This is a genomic window from Streptomyces sp. SudanB5_2050 (genome assembly GCF_964272335.1).
GTDB lineage: Bacteria > Actinomycetota > Actinomycetes > Streptomycetales > Streptomycetaceae > Streptomyces > Streptomyces rochei.
This window is the reverse complement of record NZ_OZ186760.1, coordinates 3,129,928-3,145,986: the sequence shown is the minus strand read 5'-3', so window position 1 is coordinate 3,145,986 and position 16,059 is coordinate 3,129,928. Positions and strand designations below refer to the sequence as shown.

Genomic DNA, 16,059 nt, shown 5'->3' with positions numbered 1-16,059 from the left:
CGAGTGTGATGGACGACGAAAAGCAGCCCTCCGGGAACGGCCCCCTCGCCGGATTCACCGTGGGCGTGACCGCCGCCCGCCGGGCCGACGAGCTGGGCGCGCTGCTCCAGCGGCGCGGTGCCGCCGTCCTGCACGCCCCGGCGCTCAGGATCGTGCCGCTCGCCGACGACAGCGAACTGCTGGCCGCGACCAAGCAGATCACCGACCAGGCCCCGGACGTCGTCGTGGCCACCACCGCCATCGGCTTCCGGGGATGGGTGGAGGCCGCCGACGGGTGGGGGCTCGGCGACGTCCTGCTGGAGCGGCTGCGCGCCGTGGAGCTGCTGGCGCGCGGCCCCAAGGTCAAGGGCGCGATCCGGGCCGCCGGGCTGACCGAGGAGTGGTCGCCCGCCTCCGAGTCCATGGCCGAGGTGCTGGACCGGCTCCTGGAGCAGGGCGTGGAGGGCCGCCGGATCGCCGTACAGCTGCACGGCGAACCGCTGCCCGGGTTCGTGGAGGCGCTGCGGGCGGGCGGCGCCGAGGTCGTGGGCGTGCCCGTGTACCGGTGGCTGCCGCCGGAGGACCTGGGCCCCGTGGACCGGCTGCTGGACGCCGCCGTCTCGCGGGGCGTGGACGCGGTGACCTTCACCAGCGCGCCCGCCGCCGCCTCCCTCCTGGCCCGCGCCGAGGAGCGCGGCATGCTGCCCGAACTGCTCGCCGCGCTCGGCCACGACGTGCTGCCGGCCTGCGTCGGCCCGGTCACCGCGGTCCCGCTCCAGGCGCACGGCGTCGACACGGTCCAGCCCGAACGCTTCCGGCTCGGTCCCCTGGTCCAACTGCTCTGCCAGGAGCTGCCGGCCCGCGCCCGGGTGCTGCCGGTCGCCGGGCACCGGCTGGAGATCCGGGGTCACGCGGCGCTGGTCGACGGGGAGTTGCGGCCCGTTCCGCCGGCCGGCATGTCGCTGCTGCGGGCCCTGTCCCGGCGGCCGGGCTGGGTCGTCGCCCGCGCCGAGCTGCTGCGCGCCCTGCCGGGCACCGGCCGCGACGAACACGCCGTGGAGACGGCGATGGCCCGCCTGCGCACGTCCCTGGGCGCCCCCAAGCTGATCCAGACGGTGGTGAAGCGCGGCTACCGCCTCGCCCTGGACCCGGCGACCGACGCCAAGTACACGGACGGGTGAGGGCCCGTTCCGCCCTTGGGGAGCGGACGGCCGCCCGGGGGCGGTAGGAGGGGTTCCGGGCGGCGGAACGGGCAGGCACTGTAGAGGGAGCGGTTCCCCCGCTCCCCTCTCCGGCCCGCCCGCCGGGCCACCCAAGGCGGTGACAGGAACATGGCACTGGGGACGGCCACCGGTCCGTACGAGCTGCGGTTCGACACCGGGCGGATCTGCCTGGACCTCGTCGCCACCACCCATCCCGTGGAACGCCTCGTCTCCGTCGAGGTGCTGCGCGCCTGGATCACCGGTTCCGGACTCGTCCCGGCCGGCACCCCGCTGACCCACGCCGACGCCTCCTGGCTGGCCCGCTTCCTCGAACTGCGGGGCCACACGGCCAGGTTGGTCCGCGCCCTGCCGGGCGCCGACACCCTCGCGCACGACCGCGCGCTGACCCGCGTCAACGCCCTCGCCGCGACCGCGCCCCCCGCCCCCCGCGCGGTGCGCGGCGAGGACGGCGCGCTGGTACGGGAGTTGACCGGGCCCCCGGAGTGCGCGGCGCTGCTCGGCTCCCTCGCCCGGGACGCCGTGGAACTGCTCACCGACCCCGTCGCACGGGCGGGTCTGCGGCAGTGCGAGGGCGACAACTGCCCGATCGTGTACGTCGACACCTCCCGCGGGCGCCGCCGCCGCTGGTGCTCCAGCGAGGTCTGCGGCAACCGGGAGCGCGTCGCCCGGCACCGCAGGAGGGCCGCGCTCGCCCGCTAAGTACGGCTACGCCCCCTTCGGCCCACCGTCCCCGGGAAAACTGTCTCCCCGCTTTGAACACCGCGCGCTCCGCGTCCGTACCGGATGGGCGAGCGACCGACTGGGGGAACCCCCGGACATCGGAGGTGGGCGTGCGCAAGGATTCCGTCGTGGCCGGTGAACGTGGTGCGAGGGCCCGACATCGCATGTCCCAGTCGTCCTCGGAACCCGACGAGGAGCTGATGCGCGCCCTCTACCGGGAGCACGCGGGCCCCTTGCTGGCGTATGTGCTGAGGCTGGTCGCGGGGGACCGCCAGCGCGCCGAGGACGTCGTCCAGGAGACGCTCATCCGTGCCTGGAAGAACGCCGGTCAGCTCAACCGTGCGACCGGATCGGTACGCCCCTGGCTGGTGACGGTCGCCCGGCGCATCGTCATCGACGGCCACCGCAGCCGGCAGGCCCGGCCGCAGGAGGTCGATCCGTCGCCGCTGGAGGTCATCCCCGCGGAGGACGAGATCGACAAGGCGCTGTGGCTGATGACGCTGTCGGACGCGCTCGACGACCTGACCCCGGCCCACCGGGAGGTCCTCGTCGAGACGTACTTCAAGGGGCGTACCGTCAATGAGGCGGCGCAGACACTGGGCATACCCAGCGGCACCGTGCGCTCCCGGGTGTTCTACGCCCTGCGTTCGATGAAGCTGGCTCTGGAGGAGCGGGGGGTGACGGCGTGATGAGCGGGTACGGGGGAGTTCAGGGATTCGGCGGGGGATTCGGCCCGGGCGATACGGGTAATTCTGTCCCCATGCAGGGATCACCGGCGCCGAACGAGCACGAGACCGTCGGCGCCTACGCCCTCGGCATCCTCGACGACGCGGAGGCCACCGCCTTCGAGGCCCACCTCGCCGGCTGCGAGTGGTGCGCCCAGCAACTGGACGAACTGGCGGGGATGGAGCCCATGCTGGCCGCCCTCGCGGACCTGCCGGGCACCGGCACGCCCGCGATCGCCGAGTCGCTGACGGCGAAGCCCAGCCCGCGGCTGGCGGAGAAGCTGGTCGACGAGGTCGCCGAGCGCCGCGCGGGCAAGCGGCGCCGCAACTTCTACCTGGTGGGCACCGCCGCCGCGCTGATCATCGGCGGCCCGTTCGCCGCCGTGGCGACCACGGACGGCGGCGGTGACGACGGCGGCAAGAAGACCGAGGCGACCCGGCAGGCCGGCAGCCCCGCCGAGTCCGCCTTCGCCGAGATGCCGGACCGGGTCTCCGCCACCGACCCCGCCACCCGGGTCAGCGCGACCGTGGCCCTGGAGAAGAAGGCCTGGGGCACCGAGGCGGTCCTGGAGCTGAAGAACGTCAAGGGCCCCCAGAAGTGCTCCCTGATCGCCGTCGGCAAGAACGGCGAGCGCGAGACGCTCAGCTCCTGGACCGTCCCGGACTGGGGCTACGGCATCCCGGACGCCACCACCGAGAAGGCCAAGAAGCCCCTCTACGTGCACGGCGGCGCCGCCTTCGAGCCCAACCAGATCGACCACTTCGAGGTCATGACCTTCGACGGCGAGCGCCTGGTGGAGGTGGACGCCTGAAACGCGCCCGGGGCCCGTCCGGCGGAGGGCTCCGGGACCGTCCCCGGCCGCGCCGTGGCTTCCGGCGCCCCCTTCGCGTACCTTTGACGGCTGCCCAGCACGTCAGAAGGGGGCCCGGTGGCCGCACAGGCGCAACAGGACTCAGCGGTCGACTCGGTGCACGACCCCGCACGGGAGGACTCCGTACGGGACCGAGAGATCAGCGTGGAACAGGCACACCTGGACCGGGTGTACCGCCGCCTCGAGGAGAAGATCCACGAGGCCGAGTTCCTCATGAACGACGCCGCGCAGCGCGGCCAGGTCGGCACGCCCGGCGCCCTGGCCGAGCGCGACGCCCAGGTCTTCCGGGCCGGCGTCCACCTCAGCCGCCTGAACAACGAGTTCGAGGACTTCCTCTTCGGCCGTATCGACCTGCTCCTCGGCAAGGACGGCAAGAAGGGCCCCGACGGCGCCTACACGGCCGTGGAGCCCGCCGAGGGCGCCCTGCGGCCCGACAACACCGCCGACATCGCCGAGACCCTGCACATCGGCCGCATCGGCGTCCTCGACGAGGACTACGCCCCGCTGGTCATCGACTGGCGGGCGCCCGCCGCCGCGCCCTTCTACCGCTCCACGCCGGTCGATCCGGGCCGCGTCGTGCGGCGCCGGGTGATCCGCTCCAAGGGGCGGCGCGTCCTGGGCGTCGAGGACGACCTGATGCGGCCCGAGATCAAGGCGAGCCTGGACGGGGAGGAGCTGGCCGTCGTCGGCGACGGCGCCCTGATGGCCGCCCTCGGCCAGGCCCGTACGCACTCCATGCGGGACATCGTGGCCTCCATCCAGGCCGAGCAGGACCTGGTCATCCGCGCCCCCGCCGCCTCCGTGACCTACGTCGAGGGCGGCCCCGGCACCGGCAAGACCGCCGTCGCCCTGCACCGCGCCGCCTACCTGCTCTACCAGGACCGGCGCCGGTACGCGGGCGGCATCCTCATCGTCTCGCCGACCCCGCTGCTGGTGGCGTACACCGAGGGCGTGCTGCCCTCCCTGGGCGAGGAGGGCCAGGTGGCGATCCGCGCCATCGGCTCCCTGGTCGACGGCGCCGAGGCCACCCTCTACGACTCGCCGGCCACCGCCCGCGCCAAGGGCTCCTCCCGCATGCTGAAGGTGCTGCGCCGGGCCGCGCGCGGCGCGCTGGAGCCCGAGGGGACGCCGACCCTGCTGAGGGTCGTCGCCTTCGGCCGCCGCCTCGAACTGGAGGCCGAGGAGCTGGCCGGCATCCGCCGCACCGTGCTGGGCGGCACCGCGCCGGTGAACCTGCTGCGGCCCCGTGCCCGCAGGCTGCTCCTGGACGCCCTGTGGGCCAGGTCCGGCGCCGCCGGCCGGCACTCCGACCCGGAGCTGGCCGCCGAGCTGCGTTCCTCCTTCGACGAGGACGTCAGTTCCGAGGACTCCTTCCTCGCCTTCCTCGACGCCTGGTGGCCCGAGCTGACCCCGGCCGCCGTACTGACGGCCATGGCGGACGAGCGGAAGCTGGGCCGCTGGTCGCGGCGGGTGCTGAACCCGGGAGAGGTCCGCAAGGTGGCCCGCTCGCTGCGGCGCGAGGGCTACTCCGTGCACGACATCGCCCTGCTCGACGAGCTCCAGGCGGTCCTCGGCGCCCCGGCCCGTCCCCGCAAGCGGCGCGAGCTGGACCCGCTGGACCAGCTCACCGGCCTGGAGGAGCTGATGCCGCAGCGCGAGGAGACCCAGCGGGAGCGCGCCGAGCGCCTCGCGCAGGAACGCACCGAGTACGCGCACGTCATCGTGGACGAGGCCCAGGACCTCACGCCCATGCAGTGGCGCATGGTCGGCCGCCGGGGCCGGCACGCCACCTGGACGGTGGTCGGCGACCCGGCCCAGTCCTCCTGGTCCGACCCCGACGAGGCCGCGGCGGCCCGCGACGAGGCCCTGGGGACGCGCCCGCGCCGCCGATTCGAGCTGACGGTGAACTACCGCAACCCGGCCGAGATCGCCGAGCTGGCGGCGAAGGTGCTGGCCCTGGCCATGCCGGGCTCCCCGTCCCCGACGGCGGTGCGGTCCACCGGCGTGGAGCCGCGCTTCGCGGTCGTGGGGGCCTCCCTGGAGGAGACGGTCCGCGCGGAGGCGGCCCGGCTGCTGGAGCTGGTGGACGGCACCGTGGGCGTCGTCGTCGCCATGAACCGCCGCGAGGAGGCCCGGCGCTGGCTGGCCGGGCTCGGCGACCGCGTGGTGGCGCTCGGGAGCCTGGAGGCCAAGGGCCTGGAGTACGACGCCACGGTCGTGGTCTCCCCGGCCGAGATCGCCGACGAGTCGCCCGCCGGGCTGCGCGTGCTGTACGTCGCGCTGACCCGGGCCACCCAGCAGCTGACGGTCGTCTCCGGGGAGCGGGACGAGCCGGACGCCGCGGGGGTGCCGGACCTGCTGAGGGACTGAGTCACCGGGAACACGCGAGAGGCCCGCGCCGTCGGACGGCGCGGGCCTCTCGTCTTCGTCTGAGTGGCACCGACCCGCCATGCTCGCCTCGCGGCAAGTGGTCGCTCGTAGCGACGAAGGTTGGGCCCGGGGGCTTGGATCGAGCCGGTGCCACGTCCAAGGTAACAAACGATCCCCGCAAGACAATTCCCGTCCCGCAGGTTCCTTCGCCCGCCTCCCCTCCGGTTGCGGCCGCCTCTTCCCCCGACGGGCTCTTTCTCGTATGGTGGAAGTCGTTTTCCGAAAGTGACGGTCTCCGGCGTGGACGGTGCGCGAACATAAAGTTCGCAATCCGGGGCGGCTACCACGTACTCGGTGGTAGGTGCGACGATCGGACGGCACAACCCAGTTTCACGGTGAAAGCAGAGGAAGTCGGCCATGGCAACGGCGCCCAGCGTCTCCTACTCGATGACGGTCAGGCTGGAGGTGCCCGCCGGCGGAAGCGCGGTCTCTCAGCTCACCACCGCGGTGGAGTCCTCCGGTGGCTCCGTCACCGGCCTCGACGTCACGGCGTCCGGCCACGACAAGCTCCGGATCGACGTCACCATCGCCGCCGGCTCGACCTCGCACGCCGACGAGATCGTCGAGCGGCTGCGCGGCATCGAGGGCGTCAGCCTGGGCAAGGTCTCCGACCGTACCTTCCTGATGCACCTCGGCGGCAAGATCGAGATGGCGTCCAAGCACCCCATCCGCAACCGCGACGACCTCTCCATGGTCTACACGCCGGGCGTGGCCCGCGTCTGCATGGCGATCGCCGAGAACCCCGAGGACGCCCGCCGCCTCACCATCAAGCGCAACTCCGTTGCGGTCGTGACGGACGGCTCCGCCGTGCTGGGCCTGGGCAACATCGGCCCGAAGGCCGCGCTGCCGGTGATGGAGGGCAAGGCGGCCCTCTTCAAGCGCTTCGCCGGCATCGACGCCTGGCCGCTCTGCCTGGACACCCAGGACACCGACGCGATCGTCGAGATCGTCAAGGCCATCGCCCCGGGCTTCGCCGGCATCAACCTGGAGGACATCTCCGCGCCGCGCTGCTTCGAGATCGAGGCCCGGCTGCGCGAGGCCCTGGACATCCCGGTCTTCCACGACGACCAGCACGGCACCGCCATCGTCGTGCTCGCCGCCCTCACCAACGCCCTGCGCGTGGTGGACAAGCCGATCGAGAACGTACGGGTCGTCATGTCCGGTGCCGGCGCCGCCGGTACGGCCATCCTCAAGCTGCTGCTCGCCGCCGGCGTCAAGAACGCCGTCGTCGCCGACATCCACGGCGTGGTGCACGGCGGGCGCGCCGATCTGGTCGACGCCGCCCCGGAGTCGGCGCTGCGCTGGATCGCCGACAACACCAACCCCGAGGGCCTCACCGGCACCCTCAAGGAGGCCGTGCACGGCGCGGACGTCTTCATCGGCGTCTCCGCCCCGAACGTCCTGGACGGGGACGACGTGGCCGCTATGACGGACGGTGCGATCGTGTTCGCGCTCGCGAACCCGGACCCCGAGGTCGACCCGGCGGTCGCCCGGCAGACGGCGGCCGTGGTGGCCACCGGCCGGTCCGACTTCCCGAACCAGATCAACAACGTGCTGGTCTTCCCGGGCGTCTTCCGCGGCCTGCTGGACGCCCAGTCCCGCACGGTGAACACCGAGATGATGCTGGCCGCCGCGCACGCCCTGGCGGACGTGGTGACCGAGGACGAGCTGAACCCGAACTACATCATCCCGAGCGTCTTCAACGACAAGGTCGCCGGGGCCGTCGCGGGCGCCGTGCGGGAGGCCGCCAAGGCGGCCGGAGCGGTGGCGTAGGTTTTCACCGGCACAGCGAGGCGGTCCGTGCCGCGGTGGTGAGGATCACCTCGGCGGGCCGCCCCACCGGCGCGTCGCTTGATGGCGGGCCTCGGATCGCCCTCTAGGGTGGCGCAAAGGCTCAGGCCCTCTCCATCGTGTGACTCCCAAGGGTGTTCTCACGACTCCTGGGGGTGCCGGATTGGCTTTACCGCCGCAGGTGGAGGCAGGATGCCTCCCTGGGCGCGAGGGTCTGACGACCGACCCGGGTCCGGGGAGTGTCCGAGGCCCCTGGCAGCATCGGCATCGCTGTGCCCATCATGCGGCTCCGCCGCGTGGCACGCCTCAACGGCAAGAAGAACACGGGAGTAACAACATGAACCGCAGTGAGCTGGTGGCCGCGCTGGCCGACCGCGCCGAGGTGACCCGCAAGGACGCCGACGCCGTGCTGGCCGCGTTCGCCGACGTCGTCGGCGACATCGTCTCCAAGGGCGACGAGAAGGTCACCATCCCCGGCTTCCTGACCTTCGAGCGCACCCACCGTGCCGCTCGCACCGCCCGCAACCCGCAGACCGGCGAGCCGATCCAGATCCCGGCCGGCTACAGCGTCAAGGTCTCCGCGGGCTCCAAGCTCAAGGAAGCCGCCAAGGGCAAGTAAGCGCTCCGCTCGGAGTGCCGGGGACTGCGCGGACCGTCCGTTCGCGTCGCGGCCGTGCGCGGCCGCGGGTCGTTCGTGACTGGTCGCGCAGTTCCCCGCGCCCCTTTCAGGGGCGCTTCACCGACGCCGATGGGGCGGTCACCCGAGTCCGGGTGACCGCCCCATCGGCGTCGGTGCGGTCGGCGTCAGCCGAGTGCCTTGCCCGGCAGCTCGACCTTCGCGCCCAGCTCCACGAGCTTCTCCATGAAGTTCTCGTAGCCGCGGTTGATCAGGTCGATGCCGTGGACCCGGGAGGTGCCCTGGGCCGCGAGGGCGGCGATCAGGTACGAGAAGCCGCCGCGCAGGTCGGGGATGACCAGGTCGGCGCCCTCCAGCTTGGTCGGGCCCGAGACGACGGCCGAGTGCAGGAAGTTGCGCTGGCCGAAGCGGCAGTCGGAGCCGCCCAGGCACTCGCGGTAGAGCTGGATGTGGGCGCCCATCTGGTTGAGCGCCGAGGTGAAGCCGAGACGGGACTCGTAGACCGTCTCGTGGACGATGGACAGGCCCGTGGCCTGCGTCAGGGCGACCACCAGGGGCTGCTGCCAGTCCGTCTGGAAGCCGGGGTGCACGTCCGTCTCCAGGGCGATGGACTTGAGCCGGCCCCCCGGGTGCCAGAAGCGGATGCCCTCGTCGTCGATCTCGAAGGCGCCGCCCACCTTCCGGAAGGTGTTCAGGAACGTCATCATCGAGCGCTGCTGGGCGCCCCGGACGTAGACGTTGCCCTCGGTCGCCAGCGCCGCCGAGGCCCAGGAGGCGGCCTCCAGGCGGTCCGAGAGGGCGCGGTGGGTGTAACCGCCCAGCTCGTCCACGCCCGTGATGCGGATGGTGCGGTCGGTGTCCATGGCGATGATCGCGCCCATTTTCTGCAGGACGCAGATCAGGTCCTCGATCTCCGGCTCCACGGCCGCGTTGGACAGCTCCGTGACGCCCTCGGCCAGCACCGCCGTCAGCAGCACCTGCTCGGTCGCGCCGACGGACGGGTACGGCAGCCTGATCTTGGTGCCGCGCAGCCGCTGCGGGGCCTCCAGGTACTGGCCGTCCGCCCGCTTCTCGATCTTGGCGCCGAACTGGCGCAGCACCTCGAAGTGGAAGTCGATGGGACGGCCGCCGATGTCGCAGCCGCCCAGACCCGGGATGAAGGCGTGCCCGAGGCGGTGCAGCAGCGGGCCGCAGAACAGGATCGGGATGCGCGACGAGCCCGCGTGGGCATCGATGTCGGCGACGTTCGCGCTCTCCACGTGGGAGGGGTCGAGCACCAGCTCGCCGGGCTCCTCACCCGGGCGGACGGTCACCCCGTGCAGTTGCAGCAGTCCGCGTACGACCCGCACGTCGCGGATGTCCGGCACATTGCGCAGCCGGCTCGGCGCACTGCCCAGCAGGGCGGCCACCATGGCCTTCGGCACGAGGTTCTTCGCACCGCGGACCCGGATCTCGCCCTCCAGCGGGGTTCCGCCGTGGACAAGCAGTACGTCATCAGCGCCGTTGACGGTCATGAATCTCGCGTTCCGTGGGGTTCGGGCAGGGGCCAGAAGGGAAAGGGTAATCGCCTTGTACCCCCGTCGAGTAAGCCTGCGCAGGGTCCGGCAACGTCATGGATTTGTCACAACACGTGGCGTTCACCGGCGCGCACGGGGGGTCACGACCGCAGAGCGTGCGCGGGGTGCGTGTTCACCCTCGTGCCCCCGATTGCCTCCCCATGACGGGGGAACATGCGGGATCATGTCAGGCATGACCGAGGTGTCCTCGCTCACGGGGCGGCTGCTCGTGGCAACGCCCGCCCTGGCGGACCCGAACTTCGAGCGTGCGGTGGTGCTCCTCCTCGACCACGACGAGGAGGGCTCCCTCGGTGTCGTCCTCAACCGTCCCACGCCGGTCGACGTGGGCGACATCCTGGAGGGCTGGGCGGACCTGGCCGGCGAACCCGGCGTCGTCTTCCAGGGCGGCCCCGTCTCCCTCGACTCGGCGCTCGGCGTCGCCGTCGTCCCCGGCGGGGCGTCCGGTGACGGGGCGCCGCTGGGATGGCGGCGAGTGCACGGCGCGATCGGCCTGGTGGACCTGGAGGCGCCGCCGGAGCTGCTGGCACCGGCCGTGGGCGCCCTGCGGATCTTCGCCGGGTACGCCGGCTGGGGCCCCGGCCAGCTGGAGGACGAGCTGGGGGAGGGGGCCTGGTACGTGGTCGAGTCCGAGCCCGGCGACGTGTCCTGCCCGGCCCCGGAGAGACTCTGGCGCGAGGTGCTGCGCCGCCAGCGGGGCGACCTGGCGATGGTGGCGACCTACCCGGACGACCCGTCGCTCAACTGAAGCGTGTGAGCTTCAGTACCCTTGGCGGTTATGAGCACTCTCGAGCCCGAGCGCGGGACTGGTACGGGGACCCTCGTAGAGCCGACGCCACAGGTGTCCCACGGTGACGGCGACCACGAGCGCTTCGCCCATTACGTCCAGAAGGACAAGATCATGGCGAGCGCCCTCGACGGCACCCCCGTCGTGGCGCTGTGCGGCAAGGTATGGGTTCCGGGCCGCGACCCGAAGAAGTACCCGGTCTGCCCCATGTGCAAGGAGATCTACGAGTCCATGAGCGGCGGCGGGGACGAGGGCAAGGACGGCGGCAAGAAGTAGCCGCCCCGCCCCGTCGGACCCCTCGAAGACTTCCCGAAGGCCCCCGGAGTGTGCCCGCGCGCACTCCGGGGGCCTTCGCATGTCACGAAGTGGTCGAGACCTCTTGTGGACATGTTCATGTACTCCATAACCTCCTGTGTGTTGTGCAGAGCGAAACCGTCATTGCGTATGTTGCAACGCACGTCCGGAGGATCACTCCATGAAGCTCGCCCCACGCCTGGCCCTTCTGCTGGCCGCCGCCGTCGTCACCGCGACCGCCTGCGCCCCCCAGACCTCCGACGACTCCTCCTCCGGCAAGGACGAGAAGAGCGGCACGCTGCGGGTCTGGCTCTTCCAGGAGGTCAACAACAAGCCCAAGGAGAAGGTCGTCGACGCGGTCCTCGCCGGCTTCGAGAAGGCCCACGAGGACACCGAGGTCACCGTCGAGTACATCCCCGTCGAGACCCGCGCCCAGCGCATCAAGGCGGCCTTCAACGACCCCGCGAGCGCCCCCGACGTCATCGAGTACGGCAACACCGACACCGCCGGCTATGTGAAGGACGGCGGACTCCTGGACGTCACGGAGGAGTTCGCGGCCTGGGACGAGGCGAAGGACACCGACGCCACCGCCCGCCAGTCGGTCACCGTCGACGGCAAGGTCTACGGCGCCCCCTACTTCGTCGGCGTCCGGGCCCTCTACTACCGCACCGACGTCTTCGACGAACTCGGCCTGAAGCCGCCGAAGTCGATGGACGAGCTGGCGGCCACCGCGAAGCGGATCCGCGCCGAGAAGCCCGACCTGTACGGCATCGCCGTCGGCGGCGCCTACACCTACGGCGCGATGCCCTTCATCTGGGCCAACGGCGGGGAACTCGCCACCGGCAAGGGCGGCTCGTACGCCTCCGCCATCGACAGCGCCGCCGCCCGCGAGGGCATCGAGGCGTACACGTCCCTGTTCGGCGACGACAACTGCCCGGCCGCCAAGTGCGCGGGCATGGGCGGCAACGACACCGTCACCGCGTTCGCCTCCGGCAAGGCGGCCATGGCGATCGGCGGCGACTTCAGCCACCAGGCCGTGGAGGCCGGCGAGGTGAAGGGCGAGTACGCGGTCGTGCCGCTGCCGGGCGTGGAACCCGGGTCGATCGCCCCCGCCTTCGCGGGCGGCAACAACATCGGCGTGCTCAGGTCCACCTCGCACCGCACCCTGGCCGTGGACCTGATGAAGCGGCTCGCGTCGAAGGAGGCGCAGGGCGACCTCTTCGGCGCGATGGGCTTCCTGCCGACCTTCACGGACGTACGGCAGCGGGTGGCGGCCGAGGAGCCGTTCGTGAAGCCGTTCGTCGACACGCTCGCCGCGGGCACGAAGTTCGTGCCGGCCTCGGCGGCGTGGGCGACGATCGACTCGTCGCAGGTGCTGCCGACGATGTTCCAGGAGGTGGTCAGCGGCAAGAAGGACGTGGGCGCCGCCGCCGGGGACGCCGCGAAGAAGATGGACGACGCGTTCGGCTCCGCCGGATGAGTGCGGCGCCCAGTAGCTCGGGGGGCGTCGTCCGTGGGCGGGTGCGGGATCGTCGCGGCTTGTCGCGCAGCTCCCCGCGCCCCTTGCGGGGCGCCTCCGGCACCCCTTGGTTGTATCTCGCCCCCGCTCTCGTCGTCCTCGGCGGGTTGCTGGTCTACCCCGTCTACCAGCTCGGGCTGATCTCGTTCCTGGAGTACACGCAGGCGCAGGTCTCCGGTGGGGAACCGACCACCTTCCAGGGGTTCGGGAACTACGCCGAGCTGTTCGGGGACGCGCAGTTCTGGCGGGTGCTGGTGGCCACCGTCGTGTTCGCGGCGGCCTGTGTGGTGTCGACGCTGGCCGTCGGGTGCGCGCTCGCGGTGCTGCTCACGCGGGTGCGGGCCCTGCCCCGGCTGGTGCTGATGCTCGCCGCGCTGGGCGCCTGGGCGACCCCGGCGGTCACCGGGTCGACGGTCTGGCTGCTCCTGTTCGACCCGGACTTCGGGCCGGTCAACCGGATGCTCGGGCTCGGCGACCACTCCTGGACGTACGGACGCTACAGCGCCTTCGCGCTCGTCCTGCTCGAAGTGGTGTGGTGCTCGTTCCCGTTCGTCATGGTCACCGTCTACGCCGGCATCCGGGCGGTGCCGGCCGAGGTGCTGGAGGCCGCCGCGCTCGACGGCGCCTCGCAGTGGCGGATCTGGCGGTCGGTGCTCGCGCCGATGCTCCGGCCCATCCTGGTGGTCGTCACCATCCAGTCGGTCATCTGGGACTTCAAGGTCTTCACCCAGATCTACGTCATGACCAACGGCGGCGGCATCGCCGGCCAGAACCTCGTCCTCAACGTCTACGCCTACCAGAAGGCGTTCGCCTCCTCGCAGTACAGCCTCGGCTCGGCGATCGGCGTGGTGATGCTGCTGATCCTGCTCGCCGTGACCCTGGTGTACCTGAGGTTGCTGCGCCGCCAGGGGGAGGAACTGTGAATCTTCCGCTGCGCCTGCCGCGCGTGCGGGTGCGCCGGCCGTGGCGGCTGGCGGCCGAGGCGTCGGCGCTGCTCGTCGCCGTCGTGGTGGCCTTCCCGCTGTACTGGATGGTGCTGAGCGCCTTCAAACCGGCCGGGGAGATCGAGTCGAGCCGGCCGCGGCCGTGGACGCTGACGCCCACGCTGGATTCCTTCCACCGGGTCTTCGGGCAGCAGGAATTCGGCCGCTACTTTCTCAACAGTCTGCTCGTGGCGGGCACCGTCGTGGTCGCCTCGGCGCTGATCGCGTTCCTCGCGGCGACCGCCGTGACGCGTTTCCGGTTCCGATTCCGGACCACCCTGCTGATCATGTTCCTGGTGGCCCAGATGGTGCCCGTCGAAGCCCTCACCATCCCGTTGTTCTTCCTCATGCGGGACTTCGGCCAGCTGAACACGCTGGGTTCACTGATCCTGCCCCACATCGCCTTCTCGCTGCCCTTCGCCATCTGGATGCTGCGGGGCTTCGTGAAAGCGGTGCCCGAGGCCCTGGAGGAGGCCGCCTACATCGACGGGGCGAGCCGGACGAGATTCCTCTGGCAGATCCTTTTCCCGCTGGTCTTCCCGGGACTGGTGGCCACCAGTGTCTTCTCCTTCATCTCCACCTGGAACGACTTCCTGTTCGCCAAGTCGTTCATCATCAGCGACACCTCCCAGTCGACGCTGCCCATGGCGCTGCTGGTCTTCTACAAGCCGGACGATCCCGACTGGGGCGGCGTGATGGCGGCCTCGACGGTGATGACGATTCCGGTGCTGGTCTTCTTCGTACTCGTGCAACGACGACTCGTCTCCGGCCTCGGCGGAGCGGTGAAGGACTGACGTGAGCGACCTGAGCGATGTGATCCCCCAGCCCCGGCGGACGACCTCCGGCGCGGGCGGCTTCTTCGAACTGGGACCGGCCACCGAGGTGGTGGCGGGCGACGGCACGGAGCGGACGGCGCGCTGGCTGCGCGCCGAGGTGGGTGCGGCCACCGGCCTGCCGCTCGCGCCCGGCACCGGGCCCGGCGACGCCGTCACCCTGTCCCTGGACGGCGCACTGGGCCCCGAGGGCTACCGCCTCGACGTCGAGCCCACGGGGGTGCGCCTCGCGGGCGGCGACCCGGCCGGCCTCTTCTGGGGCGCCCAGACGCTGCGGCAGCTGCTCGGCCCGGACGCCTTCCGGCGCGCCCCGCTGCCCGGCCGCCGCTGGCGGCTGCCGGCGATCCGGATCGAGGACGCCCCCCGTTTCGGCTGGCGCGGGCTGATGCTGGACGTCGCCCGGCACTTCATGCCCAAGGAAGGCGTCCTGCGGTACCTGGACCTGATGGCCGCCCACAAACTGAACGTCCTGCACTTCCATCTGACGGACGACCAGGGCTGGCGGATCGAGATCAAGCGCCACCCCAGGCTCACCGAGGTCGGCTCCTGGCGCTCGCGCACCAAATTCGGTCACCGCGCCTCGCCGTTGTGGGAGGACAAACCCCACGGCGGTCACTACACCCAGGACGACATCCGGGAGATCGTCGCCTACGCCGCCGAACGCCACATCACCGTCGTCCCCGAAATCGACGTACCCGGACACTCCCAGGCCGCCATCGCCGCCTATCCGGAACTCGGCAACACCGACGTCGTCGACACCGGCGCCCTCTCCGTCTGGGACACCTGGGGCGTCTCCCCGAACGTCCTCGCCCCCACCGACCACACCCTGCGCTTCTACGAGGGCGTCTTCGAGGAAGTCCTCGAGCTTTTCCCCTCGGAGTTCATCCACATCGGGGGCGACGAATGCCCCAAGGAACAGTGGCGGCGCTCGGCCACCGCGCAGGCCCGTATCGAGGAACTCGCACTCGCCGGCGAGGACGAACTCCAGTCCTGGTTCATCCAGCACTTCGACACCTGGCTCGCCGAGCGCGGGCGCCGCCTCATCGGCTGGGACGAGATCCTGGAGGGCGGGCTCGCCAAGGGCGCGGCCGTGTCCTCCTGGCGCGGGTACGCGGGCGGGATCGCCGCCGCGCGCGCCGGACACGACGTGGTCATGTGCCCCGAGCAGCAGGTGTACCTCGACCACCGTCAGCACGCCGGCGAGGACGAGCCCGTGCCGATCGGTTTCGTGCGCACCCTGGAGGACGTCTACCGGTTCGAACCGGTTCCCGCGGAGCTGACGAGTCACGAGGCCGAACACGTCATCGGCACCCAGGCGAACGTGTGGACCGAGGTGATGGAGAACCAGCAGCGGGTGGACTACCAGACGTTCCCCCGGCTCGCCGCGTTCGCGGAGGTCTCCTGGAGCACCCTGCCCGCTCCGGGCGAGCGGGACTTCGACGCCTTCGAGCGGCGGATGGCCGCCCACTACCGGCGACTTGACGCCCTGGGCGTCGCCTACCGCCCGCCCGGCGGACCGCTGCCCTGGCAGCGGCGGCCCGGCGTCCTCGGCCGGCCGATCGACGGACCGCCGCCGAACAAGTAGGGCGCTACGTCCCCGACTCCGCCCACCTCCGGTACGTGCCCGATGTGCGTAGAAGATGGATCAAATCGGGTCATCTCGCCTATGAGGTGGGCGAATGCCTCCTAGCG

14 protein-coding genes are annotated in these 16,059 nt (G+C 71.7%); 13 read left to right on the top strand and 1 reads right to left on the bottom strand.

Annotation, left to right across the window (positions count from 1 at the left end):
- The first annotated feature begins 8 nt into the window (after window positions 1-8).
- The 7 genes from ACFZP7_RS14040 to ACFZP7_RS14010 all read left to right on the top strand — a co-directional run bounded on the left by ACFZP7_RS14040 (window position 9) and on the right by ACFZP7_RS14010 (window position 8,359).
- The gene (locus tag ACFZP7_RS14040; RefSeq protein WP_019325695.1) at window positions 9-1,160 is read left to right on the top strand and encodes a uroporphyrinogen-III synthase; all 1,152 of its coding nucleotides are present in this window, start codon (window positions 9-11) and stop codon (window positions 1,158-1,160) included.
- 150 nt (window positions 1,161-1,310) lie between these two features.
- Window positions 1,311-1,901, top strand: coding sequence for an ABATE domain-containing protein (locus tag ACFZP7_RS14035; protein ID WP_031019568.1), 591 nt, complete (start codon window positions 1,311-1,313; stop codon window positions 1,899-1,901).
- Between the two features lie 185 nt (window positions 1,902-2,086).
- The gene (locus ACFZP7_RS14030) at window positions 2,087-2,611 is read left to right on the top strand and encodes a sigma-70 family RNA polymerase sigma factor (protein ID WP_007450155.1); all 525 of its coding nucleotides are present in this window, start codon (window positions 2,087-2,089) and stop codon (window positions 2,609-2,611) included.
- A gap of 71 nt (window positions 2,612-2,682) precedes the next feature.
- Window positions 2,683-3,459, top strand: a complete 777-nt coding sequence (locus tag ACFZP7_RS14025) for a zf-HC2 domain-containing protein (protein WP_046250793.1) — start codon at window positions 2,683-2,685, stop codon at window positions 3,457-3,459.
- 117 nt (window positions 3,460-3,576) lie between these two features.
- Window positions 3,577-5,889, top strand: a complete 2,313-nt coding sequence (locus tag ACFZP7_RS14020; RefSeq protein WP_175461343.1) for a UvrD-helicase domain-containing protein — start codon at window positions 3,577-3,579, stop codon at window positions 5,887-5,889.
- Between the two features lie 417 nt (window positions 5,890-6,306).
- Window positions 6,307-7,722: an NAD-dependent malic enzyme gene (locus tag ACFZP7_RS14015; RefSeq protein WP_385634525.1), complete on the top strand. Its 1,416-nt coding sequence runs from the start codon at window positions 6,307-6,309 to the stop codon at window positions 7,720-7,722.
- Window positions 7,723-8,077: 355 nt separating this feature from the next.
- Window positions 8,078-8,359 (top strand): HU family DNA-binding protein, encoded by a 282-nt coding sequence (locus ACFZP7_RS14010; RefSeq protein WP_003990598.1) that lies wholly within the window; start codon window positions 8,078-8,080, stop codon window positions 8,357-8,359.
- Window positions 8,360-8,544: 185 nt separating this feature from the next.
- Here ACFZP7_RS14010 and murA read toward each other — a convergent pair whose 3' ends face one another.
- Window positions 8,545-9,891 carry a UDP-N-acetylglucosamine 1-carboxyvinyltransferase gene (murA, locus tag ACFZP7_RS14005; protein ID WP_019325690.1) on the bottom strand — a complete coding sequence of 449 codons (1,347 nt, stop codon included), beginning with the start codon at window positions 9,889-9,891 and terminating at the stop codon, window positions 8,545-8,547.
- A gap of 235 nt (window positions 9,892-10,126) precedes the next feature.
- Here murA and ACFZP7_RS14000 point away from each other — a divergent pair, with 235 nt between their 5' ends.
- From ACFZP7_RS14000 to ACFZP7_RS13975, 6 genes are all read left to right on the top strand, one after another.
- Window positions 10,127-10,699 (top strand): YqgE/AlgH family protein, encoded by a 573-nt coding sequence (locus ACFZP7_RS14000; RefSeq protein ID WP_019325689.1) that lies wholly within the window; start codon window positions 10,127-10,129, stop codon window positions 10,697-10,699.
- 30 nt (window positions 10,700-10,729) lie between these two features.
- A complete protein-coding gene (locus ACFZP7_RS13995; RefSeq protein ID WP_071528725.1) occupies window positions 10,730-11,014 on the top strand; it encodes a DUF3039 domain-containing protein in 285 nt (94 codons plus the stop codon).
- A 199-nt stretch (window positions 11,015-11,213) separates the two neighbouring features.
- Complete coding sequence (locus ACFZP7_RS13990) at window positions 11,214-12,512, top strand: extracellular solute-binding protein (protein WP_282549792.1); 1,299 nt, start codon at window positions 11,214-11,216, stop codon at window positions 12,510-12,512.
- The gene (locus ACFZP7_RS13985) at window positions 12,509-13,474 is read left to right on the top strand and encodes a carbohydrate ABC transporter permease (protein ID WP_030975279.1); all 966 of its coding nucleotides are present in this window, start codon (window positions 12,509-12,511) and stop codon (window positions 13,472-13,474) included. Before ACFZP7_RS13990 ends, ACFZP7_RS13985 begins: the two co-directional genes overlap by 4 nt.
- Window positions 13,471-14,328 carry a carbohydrate ABC transporter permease gene (locus tag ACFZP7_RS13980; RefSeq protein WP_031019556.1) on the top strand — a complete coding sequence of 286 codons (858 nt, stop codon included), beginning with the start codon at window positions 13,471-13,473 and terminating at the stop codon, window positions 14,326-14,328. Before ACFZP7_RS13985 ends, ACFZP7_RS13980 begins: the two co-directional genes overlap by 4 nt.
- Window position 14,329: 1 nt before the next feature.
- Entirely contained in the window at window positions 14,330-15,952 is a 1,623-nt protein-coding gene (locus ACFZP7_RS13975) for a beta-N-acetylhexosaminidase (protein ID WP_385634524.1), read from the top strand.
- Window positions 15,953-16,059: the final 107 nt, after the last annotated feature.

Coding starts and splice junctions, on each gene's coding strand:
- ACFZP7_RS13985 (WP_030975279.1), top strand. CDS start 12,509: ATGAGTGCGGCGCCCAGTAGCTCGGGGGGCGTCGTCCGTGGGCGGGTG.
- ACFZP7_RS14040 (WP_019325695.1), top strand. CDS start 9: ATGGACGACGAAAAGCAGCCCTCCGGGAACGGCCCCCTCGCCGGATTC.
- murA (WP_019325690.1), bottom strand. CDS start 9,891: ATGACCGTCAACGGCGCTGATGACGTACTGCTTGTCCACGGCGGAACC.
- ACFZP7_RS13995 (WP_071528725.1), top strand. CDS start 10,730: ATGAGCACTCTCGAGCCCGAGCGCGGGACTGGTACGGGGACCCTCGTA.
- ACFZP7_RS14035 (WP_031019568.1), top strand. CDS start 1,311: ATGGCACTGGGGACGGCCACCGGTCCGTACGAGCTGCGGTTCGACACC.
- ACFZP7_RS14015 (WP_385634525.1), top strand. CDS start 6,307: ATGGCAACGGCGCCCAGCGTCTCCTACTCGATGACGGTCAGGCTGGAG.
- ACFZP7_RS14025 (WP_046250793.1), top strand. CDS start 2,683: ATGCAGGGATCACCGGCGCCGAACGAGCACGAGACCGTCGGCGCCTAC.
- ACFZP7_RS13990 (WP_282549792.1), top strand. CDS start 11,214: ATGAAGCTCGCCCCACGCCTGGCCCTTCTGCTGGCCGCCGCCGTCGTC.
- ACFZP7_RS14000 (WP_019325689.1), top strand. CDS start 10,127: ATGACCGAGGTGTCCTCGCTCACGGGGCGGCTGCTCGTGGCAACGCCC.
- ACFZP7_RS14030 (WP_007450155.1), top strand. CDS start 2,087: ATGTCCCAGTCGTCCTCGGAACCCGACGAGGAGCTGATGCGCGCCCTC.
- ACFZP7_RS14010 (WP_003990598.1), top strand. CDS start 8,078: ATGAACCGCAGTGAGCTGGTGGCCGCGCTGGCCGACCGCGCCGAGGTG.